General features: G+C 43.8%; 16 protein-coding genes. 1 reads left to right on the top strand and 15 read right to left on the bottom strand.

Features of this window, described 5'->3' with window-relative positions:
* Positions 1-11: 11 nt before the first annotated feature.
* The 11 genes from rnc to AC0VX1_RS08160 all read right to left on the bottom strand — a co-directional run bounded on the left by rnc (position 12) and on the right by AC0VX1_RS08160 (position 10,821).
* On the bottom strand, positions 12-755 hold the full coding sequence (rnc, locus tag AC0VX1_RS08210; RefSeq protein WP_034313726.1) for a ribonuclease III: 744 nt from the start codon (positions 753-755) through the stop codon (positions 12-14).
* A gap of 261 nt (positions 756-1,016) precedes the next feature.
* Complete coding sequence (locus AC0VX1_RS08205; protein ID WP_034313729.1) at positions 1,017-1,250, bottom strand: acyl carrier protein; 234 nt, start codon at positions 1,248-1,250, stop codon at positions 1,017-1,019.
* A 57-nt stretch (positions 1,251-1,307) separates the two neighbouring features.
* Positions 1,308-2,051, bottom strand: a complete 744-nt coding sequence (gene fabG, locus AC0VX1_RS08200) for a 3-oxoacyl-[acyl-carrier-protein] reductase (protein ID WP_034313733.1) — start codon at positions 2,049-2,051, stop codon at positions 1,308-1,310.
* The gene (gene fabD / locus AC0VX1_RS08195) at positions 2,048-2,995 is read right to left on the bottom strand and encodes an ACP S-malonyltransferase (RefSeq protein ID WP_475470690.1); all 948 of its coding nucleotides are present in this window, start codon (positions 2,993-2,995) and stop codon (positions 2,048-2,050) included. The genes fabG and fabD overlap by 4 nt, the downstream gene beginning before the upstream one ends.
* Positions 2,996-3,019: 24 nt before the next feature.
* Positions 3,020-4,009 carry a phosphate acyltransferase PlsX gene (plsX, locus tag AC0VX1_RS08190; RefSeq protein ID WP_413021496.1) on the bottom strand — a complete coding sequence of 330 codons (990 nt, stop codon included), beginning with the start codon at positions 4,007-4,009 and terminating at the stop codon, positions 3,020-3,022.
* A 23-nt stretch (positions 4,010-4,032) separates the two neighbouring features.
* Complete coding sequence (gene fapR / locus AC0VX1_RS08185; protein ID WP_034313744.1) at positions 4,033-4,590, bottom strand: transcription factor FapR; 558 nt, start codon at positions 4,588-4,590, stop codon at positions 4,033-4,035.
* A gap of 118 nt (positions 4,591-4,708) precedes the next feature.
* The gene (gene recG / locus AC0VX1_RS08180; protein ID WP_413021498.1) at positions 4,709-6,760 is read right to left on the bottom strand and encodes an ATP-dependent DNA helicase RecG; all 2,052 of its coding nucleotides are present in this window, start codon (positions 6,758-6,760) and stop codon (positions 4,709-4,711) included.
* Complete coding sequence (gene sdaAA, locus AC0VX1_RS08175) at positions 6,757-7,641, bottom strand: L-serine ammonia-lyase, iron-sulfur-dependent, subunit alpha (protein WP_063576897.1); 885 nt, start codon at positions 7,639-7,641, stop codon at positions 6,757-6,759. Before sdaAA ends, recG begins: the two co-directional genes overlap by 4 nt.
* Before the next feature lie 37 nt (positions 7,642-7,678).
* On the bottom strand, positions 7,679-8,341 hold the full coding sequence (gene sdaAB, locus AC0VX1_RS08170; protein WP_413000520.1) for an L-serine ammonia-lyase, iron-sulfur-dependent subunit beta: 663 nt from the start codon (positions 8,339-8,341) through the stop codon (positions 7,679-7,681).
* Between the two features lie 428 nt (positions 8,342-8,769).
* Positions 8,770-10,440, bottom strand: coding sequence for a DAK2 domain-containing protein (locus tag AC0VX1_RS08165; RefSeq protein WP_034313758.1), 1,671 nt, complete (start codon positions 10,438-10,440; stop codon positions 8,770-8,772).
* Between the two features lie 18 nt (positions 10,441-10,458).
* Entirely contained in the window at positions 10,459-10,821 is a 363-nt protein-coding gene (locus AC0VX1_RS08160) for an Asp23/Gls24 family envelope stress response protein (protein WP_034313762.1), read from the bottom strand.
* Positions 10,822-11,073: 252 nt separating this feature from the next.
* Between AC0VX1_RS08160 and rpmB the strand changes: the two genes are divergently transcribed.
* Positions 11,074-11,262, top strand: a complete 189-nt coding sequence (rpmB, locus tag AC0VX1_RS08155) for a 50S ribosomal protein L28 (RefSeq protein ID WP_034313767.1) — start codon at positions 11,074-11,076, stop codon at positions 11,260-11,262.
* A gap of 186 nt (positions 11,263-11,448) precedes the next feature.
* On the opposite strand, the gene spoVM is transcribed toward rpmB, so the two are convergent.
* From spoVM to rsgA, 4 genes are all read right to left on the bottom strand, one after another.
* Positions 11,449-11,529: a stage V sporulation protein SpoVM gene (gene spoVM, locus AC0VX1_RS08150; protein ID WP_034313769.1), complete on the bottom strand. Its 81-nt coding sequence runs from the start codon at positions 11,527-11,529 to the stop codon at positions 11,449-11,451.
* A gap of 122 nt (positions 11,530-11,651) precedes the next feature.
* A complete protein-coding gene (locus AC0VX1_RS08145; RefSeq protein WP_063591674.1) occupies positions 11,652-12,305 on the bottom strand; it encodes a thiamine diphosphokinase in 654 nt (217 codons plus the stop codon).
* A gap of 103 nt (positions 12,306-12,408) precedes the next feature.
* Positions 12,409-13,056 carry a ribulose-phosphate 3-epimerase gene (gene rpe, locus AC0VX1_RS08140; protein ID WP_098184658.1) on the bottom strand — a complete coding sequence of 216 codons (648 nt, stop codon included), beginning with the start codon at positions 13,054-13,056 and terminating at the stop codon, positions 12,409-12,411.
* A 1-nt stretch (position 13,057) separates the two neighbouring features.
* Positions 13,058-13,939 carry a ribosome small subunit-dependent GTPase A gene (gene rsgA / locus AC0VX1_RS08135; RefSeq protein WP_053534359.1) on the bottom strand — a complete coding sequence of 294 codons (882 nt, stop codon included), beginning with the start codon at positions 13,937-13,939 and terminating at the stop codon, positions 13,058-13,060.
* Positions 13,940-13,956: the final 17 nt, after the last annotated feature.

Here is a 13,956-nt window from a genome sequence, read left to right as displayed (position 1 = left end):
CCCTCTACTGTTCAACTATCTTGTTGATTTTTTTCTTTTAAAACGATCAATGCATGCTCGGCTGCATGCTGCTCCGCTTCTTTTTTGGACTTTCCTATTCCAGAGCCAAGTTCTTCCCCATTCAGGGAGACCGTCGAAACAAACTCCCGATTATGAGCCGGTCCTTTTTCCTGCAAGATCTTGTATTGCAGGACACCGATGGCATCGCGCTGGATCAGCTCCTGAAGCTGGCTCTTATAATCCATCACATGAGAAAAAGCACCCTCGTCTATCTTCGGAAACACGACATTCGTCAAAAACTGCACAACTGGCTCTAATCCTTGATCAAGGTACAAAGCACCAATATAGGCTTCGAATACATCCGCAAGCATGGCAGGTCGTTCCCTTCCACCTGTCATTTCTTCCCCTTTTCCGAGTAATACATATTCCCCGTAAGAAAGGCTATTGGCAAAAGCAACTAGTGAAGGCTCACACACAATGGCTGCCCTTAGTTTGGTAAGTTCACCTTCGCTCATCATCGGATATTTTTGATATAAGTATTTAGAGATGGTCAGTTCAAGTACAGCGTCCCCCAAGAATTCAAGCCTTTCATTATCTTCATAAGGCTTACGGCGATGCTCATTCACATAAGATGAATGTGTAAAAGCTTGTTTCAATAAATTTTCATCTTTAAAATGAAAACCCAGATTTTCTTGCAACTGTTTGAATTTATTTTCCTTGATTGATGGTTTACGATTATTTCCGTTCCTACGCATCACACAAAACCCTCCACGGTTCAAAAAGCATATTTTTCCAATATATAAAAAGAAACCTGGCAGGAATTCCTGTCAAGCTTTCCTATGTAACATCATACATGATTATCCGCTTAAAGAAAACTAAAGGCAAAAGACACTGCATGCAGGCGGAGCATACCCGTGAACATGCTCATTCCGTTATCTGCCGCTGAATCAAACTTCTTTAAGCAATAAGAGAAAGCCCCGTTAAAAAACGGAGCTTTTTAGTCAAATGACAATTCATTACATAGTGCTTTGTATGTAATTCACAGCATCACCTACTGTGGCGATTTTTTCAGCGTCATCGTCCGAAATTTCCATATCAAACTCGTCTTCGAATTCCATGACTAGTTCAACTACATCAAGGGAATCGGCACCAAGATCTTCTTTGAAAGAAGCTTCAAGTTTTACCTCTGATTCTTCTACGTTCAAACGATCTACAACGATTTTAGTTACTCTTTCTAATACATCTGCCAATGTGTTCACCTCCCCTCAAGACATTATAAATTATTTTCGAAAAAAATCAAAGAAAACTTACATGACCATGCCGCCATCTACATGAAGAGTTTGCCCAGTCATATATTTGCTTGCATCGGATGCAAGGAAAGACGCCACTGCAGCAATATCTTTAGGGTCACCGAAACGTGCAAGCGGAATTTGGTCCAGCATGGCTTTTTGGACGTCTTCAGGCAATTCCCCAGTCATATCCGTTGAGATGAAACCTGGGGCAATCGCATTGACCGTAATGCCTCTTGATGCAAGTTCCTTTGCCGTCGTTTTAGTCAAACCGATGACACCTGCTTTAGCCGCTACATAATTAGCCTGCCCTGCATTTCCGCTGACGCCGACGATCGATGCCATATTGATGATCCTGCCGCTGCGCTGCTTCATCATTTGCCTTGTAACAGCTTTGGTGCATAGGAACACGCCTTTAAGATTCGTATTGATCACAGAATCCCATTCATCTTCTTTCATGCGCATCAATAGGTTATCACGTGTGATGCCGGCATTATTAACCAGGATGTCCACTCTTTCAAATTGTTCGACGACCTCTTTGATCATGCTTGTCACTGATTCACTATTTGCAACATCGCATTGGATGGCGAATGCTTTCCGGCCCAATGCCTTGATTTCATCAACCACTTCATTCGCTTTAGCTTCACTGCCGGAATAGTTAATGGCAACGTCTGCTCCCTGACGGGCAAGTTCCAATGCAACTTCCCTGCCAATACCTCGTGATGCTCCCGTTACAAGTGCTTTTTTACCTTCGAGGATCATGCTTGTACCCCCTTCAATGTTTCAATTGTTTTAGTTAGAGTATCTATATCGGATACCGAATGAATTTGAACGGAACGATCAATTTTCTTTATCAATCCGCCCAACACTTTCCCTGGGCCAACCTCGATGAACGTATCCACGCCCAATTCAAGTAGACTTTTCACACTGTCCTCCCAAAGGACCGGTGAATACAGCTGTTCGATTAATTTTTCTTTTATTTCGGCAGGTGCCGTAATGGGCTGAGCCGTTACGTTTGAAATGACAGGAATTTCTGCCTGTTTGAAGCTTACTTCATCAAGGACACCCTGTAACTTTTCTGCTGCCGGTTTCATTAATTCAGAATGGAACGGTCCGCTCACTTCAAGAGGAAGAGCCCGTTTAGCCCCATTTTCCTTGGCTTTTGCACTTGCAAGTTTAACCCCTTCGGAGGTGCCTGAAATGACGATTTGCCCTGGACAATTAATATTGGCCAATTGAACGGATTCACCTGTGGCCGTAATTTCAGAAGTGACTTCAGATAGAGCTTCACGGTCCATTCCCAAAATCGCAGCCATTGAGCCTTGACCATTCGGTACCGCAGCTTCCATGAATTCACCGCGTTTACGCACTGTATAAACGGCATCTTCAAAAGAAATTGCACCAGATGCCACTAATGCCGTATATTCACCCAAACTGTGCCCGGCAGTATAATCGGGTTTGATTCCCGCTTCTTCCAACTCCTTGACAAAAGCATAACTCGTAGTCAATAAGGCTGGCTGTGCATTATAAGTCACCGTTAATTCTTGTTGTGTGCCATTAAAGATCAATTCCGTAAGCGGAAAATCAAGTTTTTCATCTGCTGATCGAAAAATTTGCTGAGCACGCTCTTTTTCCTGAAATATGCCATGCCCCATTCCTATTGATTGTGATCCTTGTCCTGGAAAGACAAAAGCAATTTTACCCATCTGTTACTCCCCTGCCTCTATGATTTATTTTTGTTTTTCTATTGTCTCCGCAATTGTCGATATAACATCATTTCCAACCATATCGCGAGTCTGGCGTATAGCATTATAGACCGCATTCGCATCTGAAGAACCATGCGCCTTAATGACAGGGGCCTTCAAACCGAAGAGGCCAGCACCGCCATACTCCGAGTAATCCATTTTATTTTTTATGACTTTTAGTTCTGGCTTTACCATTGCTGCAGCCAACTTACTTTTGAGGTTGCTCATCAAGGCAGCTTTCACCATTGTGAATACGCCCAAAGCAGTACCTTCAAGCGTTTTTAGCACCATATTTCCCGTGAAGCCGTCCGTCACGACAACGTCCGCCGGCCCGTTTAGGAGGTCCCTTGCCTCTACGTTACCTATAAAGGATATCTCCGATGATTGCTGCAGTAATGTAAAGGCATGCTTAGTCAGTTCATTCCCTTTTTTTTCTTCTGTTCCGATATTAAGTAATCCGACACGGGGCTTTTCGATTCCCCGCACTTTTTGGGCATAAACAGACCCCATTATGGCGAATTGAAGGAGATGCTCCGGTTTCGCGTCGGAGTTCGCGCCTACATCCAGTAATACAAAACCCTTGCCATCGATCGTCGGAAGGGTGGGAGCCAATGCCGGACGTTCAATGCCTTCTATCCTTCCGACAACAAACAAACCTGCAGCCATCAGCGCCCCCGTATTGCCTGAAGAAATGCATGCGTCCGCTTCTCCGTCAGCCACTTGCTGTGCAGCCAATACCATCGAAGCGCTTTTCTTGCGGCGAACCGCACGGACAGGTTCATCGGTACTTAATATTTTTTCATCAGTATGTATAACCCTTATTCGGCCATGCTTCGCTAAGTATTGGTCAATCTCGGATTCATTGCCTATCAAGGTAATTTCCACATCGGAAAAAGCCTCGACAGCTTTCATCGCTCCCAAAACCTGTGCCTTGGGAGCATTATCGCCACCCATTGCATCTATCGTTATCTTCATTTTTTTCATCCTTTACTAGCAAGTTAAGAGCGATACATTTCGAACTCGCCTTTAAAAACCAGTTCATTACCTACGTAACTTCTAACCTCCACCACGGAACGATCGTTGGTGTGGTCCACGTTTTTAACCCTCGCTTTAGCTACCACTCTTTCATTTTCCTTTACAGAACGAGTGAATAAAATGGAAGCTTTCGCAGTTAATGCCAATTCATCATTTATGACTGCCACAGCCAATGAGTTTGCTTGGGCAAAAAGGTGATGTCCCCTTGCGATTCCATTCCGCTTAAAGACATGCTCTTTATTTATATCCAAAATCGAAATTGCATTATCATCTAAATTAAGATCAATTACTTCCCCGATGATTTCATCCAAAGGCAATGCCCTGATTTCGTCACTGAATTTTTTCTCGGCCACGCTTTTAATCCGTTCACGCAGTTCCGGTATCGATAATTCAAGACGGTCAAGCCTAATGGTCTGGACGCTCACCGAATATTTTTCAGCCAGCTCCTCATCCGTTACAAAAGGATTCTGTTTAATCGTTTCGATTAATAATTGCTGGCGTTCCTTCTTATTTCTTCGCATTTGAAGGTCACCATCCGTAGTATTATGACTAGGTACTAATAGTAGTATATATATTTTAAAAACAGATTGCAAGATATTGCGTAAAATCTCACAATCTGCTATTGGTTTTTTATTCAGTTCAGTCCAGCTTTTCTCCCGTAAATACTCCCGTTCCCTCTAAATAGTCCCGCAAAGGTGCATACTCCGGGGAATGCCAAAAGCTTTGTGAGGCAATCAATTTTGCTGCATCCACCCTTGCCACTTCAAGGGTCCTGTAATCATGGACCATGTCGGCTACCTTGAATTCGGGAAGGCCGCTTTGTTTTTTACCGAAGAAGTCCCCAGGTCCACGGAGTTCCAAATCTTTTTCGGAAAGGGCAAAACCATCGTTTGTCTCTGTCATGATTTTCATCCGCTCTTTGCCGACTTCCGTTTTCGGATCAGCCAGCAGGATGCAAAAGGACTGATCGCTCCCCCGTCCAACCCTTCCGCGTAGCTGGTGCAACTGTGAAAGTCCAAAGCGCTCCGCATCATAAATGACCATAACCGTTGCATTTGGAACATTCACCCCAACCTCGACGACCGTCGTGGAAACAAGGATCTGCGCTTCATTGGCACTGAACTGCTGCATCACTTCTTCCTTTTCATCCGCAGGCAGCCGTCCATGCATAAGACCCACTTTGTACCTGTTCGCAAAGTATTGTGTCAGCATTGCATGAACATCAAGAACATTCTGTAAAGAATCGAGTTTCTCCGACTCCTCAATCAATGGACAGATGACGTAAGCCTGTCTCCCTTTCTTTAGTTCCTTTTCGACAAAGGATAAGATCCGATCAAGCATTTGGTGTTTCGCCCAATAGGTCTCTATCGCTTTACGCCCGGCAGGCATTTCATCGATCGTCGAGACGTCCATTTCCCCAAACACTGTAATTGCGAGAGTTCGCGGAATTGGTGTAGCCGTCATGAAAAGTACATCTGGATTGGTACCTTTTTCACGAAGGATGCGGCGCTGCTCCACTCCGAAACGGTGCTGTTCATCCGTTATGACAAGACCTAAGTTCCGGAAATTCACTTCATCTTGAATCAATGCATGAGTTCCTATCAAAAGATCCAGCTCCCCGGATTCCAGCATTTGCAATAGTTCCTTGCGCTTTTTGCCTTTTACCGAACTTGTCAACAATGCGACCTTTACTCCACTCGGTTCCAACATGGCTTTCAGCGATTGTGTATGCTGCTCAGCCAAGATTTCCGTCGGGACCATAAGTGCACCTTGGAAACCTGCTGTAATCGTCGCCTTCAGGCATATGGCGGCAACCACCGTTTTCCCAGACCCGACATCCCCTTGAAGCAGACGGTTCATCCTGTAGGGAGACTTCATGTCATTCATTATTTCCTCGACGACCCTATTCTGAGCGTTCGTCAAAGGAAAAGGGAGGGTTTCAACAAAGGCTTCCAGCCGCTCCATGTCAAACTCCTGGCCTATTCCTTTTGACTGCTCCCGCTGTACTTTACGAAGTGCCTGCATTTTAAGTTGAAACAATAAAAATTCTTCATACACAAAACGGCGTCGGGCCTTCTTCACCTCATTGGCCGATTGAGGGAAATGCATGGTACGAAGAGCATCATTACGCGGCATCAGTTTGTATGCCGCCAATAATTGCGGGGGCAGATTTTCTTCTATCATTGTCCCATATTCAGAAAATGCATTGGAGATGAAGCGGCGGAGCCCTTTGACGGTAATGCTGCCCTTCACTGAGTACACCGGTTCGAACTCTTTCTCCCGGCTCCGGTCACCAACATGGCATTCCGAGCCTGTAATGGTTTGACGATGACGATCCCACTTTCCCGTCACCGTTACGGTTTCGCCTATCGCAAGCTTCGGCTTCAGATAAGGCTGGTTAAAAAAAATGACATTTATTAAATATCTCCCAGTCAAAACTTTAATCGTGAGCCTGGATTTTTTCTTTCCGAAGTACCCTAACATAGGTACCGTATGAACTTTGCCTTCTACAGTAACCCGTTCATCATGCTCGACCGTTTCTAAATCCCTCAACCGGTAATCTTCATAGCGATATGGGAGGTGCTCAAGGAGATCCGCGACGGTATGGATCTCCATTTCCCCCAAAGCTGCTGCCGTTTCGGCCCCAATGCCTTTTACTGCGGTAATGGGTTCGCGTAAAGTCGAGTTCACTTCTTATTTAGCGGTAAGCCAAAGATTTTCGCTTCCAACTCCCGCCCAGTCGGTGTAGCCGCTAAACCTCCTTGTGCAGTTTCCCTAAGAGCAGATGGCATCGTTTGCCCGATTTTATACATCGCATCAATTACTTCATCACATGGTATGCGGCTTGTGATACCCGCTAAAGCCATATCTGCTGCAACCATGGCATTGGCTGCACCCATGGCATTACGCTTCACACAAGGCACCTCCACAAGCCCAGCAACAGGATCACACACAAGACCAAGCATGTTCTTTAATGTGATTGCCATCGCTTCTGCACTTTGTGCCGGTGTCCCTCCTGCCATTTCAACGATGGCTGCCGCTGCCATACCCGAAGCAGAACCGACCTCCGCCTGACAGCCCCCTGCGGCTCCAGAAATCGAAGCATTATTCGCTACTACAAAACCAAACGCCCCTGCTGTAAATAGGAACTCAATTTTCTGTTCCCGATTCGGTTTTAATTTATTTTGCAAAGCGAAAAGCGCACCAGGCACAACACCAGCAGATCCGGCAGTCGGTGTCGCACAAATCGTCCCCATGGCTGCGTTCACTTCGTTTGTTGCCACGGCTTTGCTTACCGCATCCAACAGCAGTTCACCGGATAAGGAGTTTCCGGATTTAATGTAATTCTGAAGAAGGACTGCATCCCCTCCCGTCAGGCCGGAAACGGACCGTACACCTTGAAGTCCTTTTTCAACTGCCTGTTCCATTACATCCAGGTTGACTCCCATCTGGCGGATGATTTCTTCACGGCTTTTTCCCGTTACTTCCATTTCCTGCTCGATCATCAGTGTTGAAATTTTTTTCTGCTTTGATTCAGCTAATTCTACTAATTCCGCTACATTTCGAAACATGATTTCTTCTCCTTCCTAAGTGGAAACGATTGCTCTATCAATCCACAATCCTTGCTACTTGAGTGATATTGGGGAGTGCTGTAATTTCAGCTATGACGTGATCCTCCAGGTTTTGGTCCACTTCAATCGTCATCAAGGCCATCTGCCCTTTCTCTTTTCGGGAGACTTCCATTTGGCCAATATTGATTTGATGCTTGGCTAATATGTTTGAAACATTGGCAATGGCACCAAATCGATCATCATGAACGACGAGTATGGCAGGGTTGTGCCCGGACAGCCTCAATTTAAATCCGTTCAATTCGATGATTTCGATCTTTCCCCCGCCTATCGATATTCCGACAAGTTCCAGTTCACCATCATCATCACCAACTGTTATTTTTGCTGTATTGGGATGTTCCGGCACTGCCTCTTCTTCTCGAAATGTAATTTTCATTTTCTTTTTGCGTGCTATTTCCAGCGATTCTTTGATTCTCTCATCAAATGTATCAAAATCAAGCAAGCCTCCTACAATGGCTACATCGGTTCCATGGCCTTTATAGGTTTTGGCAAACGAACCGTAAAAAGAAATATGGGCCCATTTTGGTTCCCGGTCGAATAAATTCCTGGCAACCCTACCGATCCTTGCAGCTCCTGCTGTATGGGAGCTGGAGGGGCCGATCATAACAGGACCAATTATATCGAATACACTTCTAAATTTCATGATTAGCTCCTCCTTCTATTCACTTGGAGTCAGTTTAATAATAAAGCCTGATATATTGTAATTACAATTATGCTGTCCGTAATCCTTCTTTTCATAAAAATAAAGGCCCTTTTCGTAAAGATTGTTGTTTTTAAAACGAAACTATTTAAGATTGATTGGAGCGGAAGTGCGAGACTCCTGCGGGAGCAGCGGGACAGGTGAGACCCCACAGACGTTTACGCCGAGGAGGCTCACCGCCCGCCCCGCGGAAAGCGAGCATCTGGAGGGGAAATCAACCACCCCTCCTGGTAAATAGCAACAAAGTATGTGAAAACAGCCAAAATAAAACTGCATAGCCTAATGACATATGCAGTTTATTGCCTTTTATTTTTTTCGGGATCCTCCAAACATTATGACGGATAGGTTTCCCTTATTTTCATGTTCTCTACTTATTCAATTGAAAAAATGAAAGAATATAAAGGTTGTTTCCCATTATGGACTTCAACTTCAACGTCTTCAAAATTCTCATTACAAAACGCAACAAGACTTTCGACATCTTCAGCAGTGGCATCTTCACCATATAAAATGGTAAGGATTTCTGAATCTTCGTCAATCATATCGGAAAGAAGATCTTTTGCCGCTTGAGTCATGTCTTTATCCTTCACCTTGATGGTGCCTTCAGCAATTCCCATGAAGTCCCCGGTCTCGATTGCAAGACCGTCAATGTTGGTATCCCGGACAGCATAAGTAATCTGGCCCGTTTTCACATGCGAAAGGGCTTCGATCATCGCTTTTTTATTCTCTTCGGCATCAAGTGAAGGGTTGAAAGCCAACAATGCAGCCATTCCCTGTGGTACTGTTTTCGTTGGAATGACAGTCACATGATCCCCAAGTACATCTGCAGCCTGATTGGCGGCCATGATGATATTTTTATTGTTAGGCAAGATGATCACATGATCTGCATATGCCCCTTCGACAGCTTTAACGATATCTTCCGTACTAGGATTCATCGTTTGCCCGCCTTCGATGACGGACTTAGCGCCGATGCTTTTGAATAATTCGCTGATGCCAGCGCCCATCGCCACTGACACTACAGCGTACTTCTCTTTGGTGGGCGGTTTAGTTTGAAGCGGTGTATTCGTCTCACCTACAATCGCAGTATGCTGTTCACGCATATTATCGATTTTCATTTTTATTAAACTACCATATTGCTGTCCATAATTCAGGCAGGTGCCAGGCTGTTCAGAGTGAATATGTACTTTGACGACTTCATCATCTGAGATGACTAGTAAAGAATCTCCGTATTCACTTAAATCATTTCTGAATTTTTCTTCATCAAATGATTGATTGGCAAGTTTTTCACTTTCCAACCGGACCATGAATTCCGTACAGTAGCCAAACACGATATCTTCCGTGTTCATATGTCCTTGTACATTCATATGATGTTCGGCACTGATCATGTCATCCATGCTTGGACCATTAGCGGATCGGACTGGAAGGGCTTCACCTTTCAGCTCAGCAAGGAAACCTTCATATACAAACACCAACCCTTGCCCCCCGCTATCAACGACACCCACTTCTTTTAAGACTGGAAGAAGATCAGGTGTGCGTTTTAATGAAGCATTGGCCTCCGTAACGATTTCTTCCATTACCTGAATTAGGTCTATATGCTTTGCTGCTGATGAAACCGCTTGCTTGGCTGCATCTTTTGCAACCGTTAAAATGGTTCCTTCAACAGGTTTCATAACGGCTTTATAAGCTGTCTGAACCCCTGCTTCAAAAGCTTGGGCAAATTCTTCACTATTGATTTCCGATTTATGTTCAATCGCTTTAGCAAAACCGCGGAACAGTTGCGAAAGGATAACTCCCGAATTGCCGCGTGCGCCCATAAGCAATCCTCTTGAAAGCGACGCACCCACTTTTCCGATGTGTTCCTGGACGTTATTTTGCACTTCCTTCGCTCCCGAAGTCATCGATAAATTCATATTCGTTCCTGTATCTCCATCCGGAACAGGGAAAACATTCAACGCATCAACCATTTGGGCATTAGCCGCTAAATGGTTGGCACCTTGAATGATCATTTCTGCAAAGCGCTTTCCGTTCAAACTTGTAATTGACACAAAACTTTCCTCCTATACTTAAGGGTTCGTCACACGAACTCCCTGTACAAAAATGTTAACGGAATCAACAGCTAATCCTACAGTTTTGTCCAGAGTGTACTTTACCTTTGATTGCACATTATGTGCAACTTCCGAGATTTTCGTTCCATAACTTACGATAATATACATATCGATATGAACTTCTTCCTCTTCTTGACGGACAATTACACCTTTAGTAAAGTTTTCTTTTCTTAAAATTTCGGCAATGCCGTCTTTAAATTGTTTTTTGGAAGACATTCCTATAATTCCGTAGCAATCCACGGCTGCGCCGCCTGCTACAGTAGCGATAACCTCATTAGAGATATCAATTTGTCCATACTTCGTTTGTAATTCGATAGACATTTTCTTTTCCCTCCCAAAAATCAAGTCAACTAAAGACATTTTACTATAATGTCTATGGTTTTAAAAGTAAATGTCTTACGGTACTCTATATAATTCAATTTTGAAGTATGTATGTCAAGGTTTTTTTCTTGAAAGTAATTAACTGAAGTATTGCATTCTAGCGGTAGGTATGATAAATTATTAAAGTATTTTACAAAGACTTAAGACGACTGCGAAAAACTTAAGCTTGTTGTAGTTAGGAGGGAATTTGACATGGCACGTAAATGTGTAATCACTGGAAGAAGAACTCGTTCTGGTAACAGCCGCTCTCACGCAATGAACGCTAGCAAGCGTACATGGGGCGCTAACCTTCAAAAAGTACGTATTTTAGTTGACGGTAAACCTAAACGTGTATACGTTTCTGCAAGAGCTCTTAAATCGGGCAAAGTAGAACGCGTATAATGTTACGGCATCCTCTTAGGATGCCTTTTTACTTGTAATGGCCGGTATTTAATGGGGATGGTTTCAAATCCTTGACCAGGTCCAGTCTGCATCAAGAAGGATGCCTTCACCCATTAATGGATGGCCGCCCTATTTAACTAAAAAATAACACCTCCCTTAATTTGAGAGGTGTCATGGAGATAAGTATCAGCCTTTTTTAAACGCTCCGAGCATAGCCCTTACCAAACTGCCCAGAACTTTTGGCAATTTAATCGTATAAAATTTCATCATGCCCCTCCTCTTTGCATCCCACAATTAAAGATGAAGTGGAATTTTTCTATTACAACATAAGCTTTTAAGCGGATATAGGATGATCGTAATTATATCCGAATCTGCTCTAAGCATGAATTTTAATCACTGCTTCTTATCACCATTAATATGCCTTTCTCAAATGAAACATTCCCAGATTCGGAAATTAGTTCATTGCTGATGCAAAGCGTCGAACCCATTTCCAAGCTTGCACCGTCCAGCGGATATTTGAAACCCGAAAGAGTAATGCCGGTGACTTCAGCGTTTACTGGGAGCAAGGACAAGTATTTCTTATCTTTCAAAGCAGTGACCTTATATGAACCTGCTGTCTTTACTGTGATTATATTTTGCCGATCGACTATGTATATATCCATATCACCATGATGAGGGAGGACACTTTCTTTTTGGAGCAGCTGGATATTCCCGAGAAAATGGTCCATTCTTCCCCCTGTTGCGCCCAGAATGTGAATTTCTCTTGGCTTTTGCCCCATTGCCCATTTAAATGCGATTTCTAAATCCGTTTCATCCTTTTCCGAGGAATATAGATTGATTTCTTCCAGCATTTGCTCAATCTTTTCGTATTCACCTTCCGAAACCGAATCAAAATCCCCAAAACCGTACTTAGGTTCGATACCTTTTTCAAGCAGAGACCATACTCCCCTGTCAACCCCGACCCAAAGATCTGTCTTCTCCTTATACCATGTCAAATCCGGCCAAAAACATTCCGGACCTCCAGCCATTATACTGATAATCATCGAAATCATCCTTTTCCAAATAAAAATCATATCCAAGGTGCCTTAGTTTAATTGATAAAAAAAGCCGATCACCATCATATGAATATGATAGTGTCGGCTTATATCACTTTCCCCGAATCTTTTGAATCGCTGCGTGTCGATCTTCCTGATCATATATTGCCGAACCGGCCACCAGGATTGTCGCCCCTTGTTCAATACATAGTTTAGCCGTTTCTTCATTTACTCCACCATCAATCTCTATCTCGAGATTTTGATTATACATTCCTGCCATCGCCTTCACTTCGGCAATTTTCGGAAGAACGGATTTAATGAACTTTTGCCCCCCAAAACCCGGATTAACCGTCATCAACAATACCATGTCAATATCTTCGATTATAGGTTGTATCAAGGAAGCCGGAGTGGCTGGATTAAGTACCACGCCTGCCTTTACACCAAAAGATTTGATCAATTGAACCGTTCGATGCAAATGTGTGCAGGCCTCTACATGTACAGTTATATAATCAGCTCCCGCTTTCGCAAAGGACTCGATATAACGATCAGGTTGTTCGATCATTAAATGAACATCAAGCGGAAGCTTCGTTACTGGGCGGATAGCATCAACAATTAGTGAGCCTATCGTTATATTCGGCACGAAATGCCCATCCATGACATCCACATGGATCAAATCCGCTCCGCCCCTTTCCACATCAAGAATTTCTTCTCCCAATTTTGCAAAGTCAGCTGATAAAATGGATGGTGCGATTTTAACCATTTTAATACCTCGGCTTTCTATCTCTTATTTCTTCTAAGAATTGCATATAATGCTCGTATCGATAACGGGGAATTTCCCCGGAATCAACCGCTTCCTTCACTGCACATTTCGGTTCTTTATCGTGGAGACAGGCCCTGAATTTACAGTCTTCCCCATGCTTATGCATTTCCGGGAAGCAATAGGATAGCCGTTCAGCTTCCATTTCCATGAATTCAAGTGAACTGAACCCTGGAGTATCCGCGACAAGTCCAGAGCCAATATGGATCAATTCAACGTGCCGGGTCGTATGCTTCCCGCGTCCCAGGTGGGAAGAAATATCATCCGTCTTTAAAGCCAATTCCGGATTAATCGCATTCAGCAAAGACGATTTCCCAACACCGGACTGACCCGCAAATACACTGGTTTTTCCTTCTAAATACGGCACTAGTTCTTCAATCCCTCCGGCGGTAACGGAAGATGTCTCCAGTACAGTATAGCCAAGTTTCTGATAGTCCTTGATATACTGAGACAATTTCTTTTGATTTTCAGCTGTAACCAAGTCCAGTTTCGTCACGACGATAATCGGTTCGATTTCGTTATCTTCGATCAATACGAGAAATCGATCAAGCAAGGCTGGACTGAAATCAGGTTCCACTGCCGAAAAGACAAGGATTGCCTGGTCCACATTCGAGATTTGCGGACGTATCAATTCATTCTTTCGCGGTTTTATTTCGGTCACGGTCCCGTCCGTTTTATTTTCCGCTTCAAAAACAACATAATCACCAACGAGCGGGGTTACCTTATTCTTCCTGAACAGGCCCCTTCCACGGCATTGATAGACCTCTTCACCATCAAGGACATAATAAAATCCACTTAATGCTTTGATAATTTTTCCTTCGGGCATAACCACACTCCTAATTA

The sequence above is a fragment of the Peribacillus sp. QJM3NY_7 genome (genome assembly GCF_056173225.1).
The sequence above is the reverse complement of the archived record's forward strand: the minus strand, read 5'-3'. Positions and strand labels throughout refer to the sequence as shown.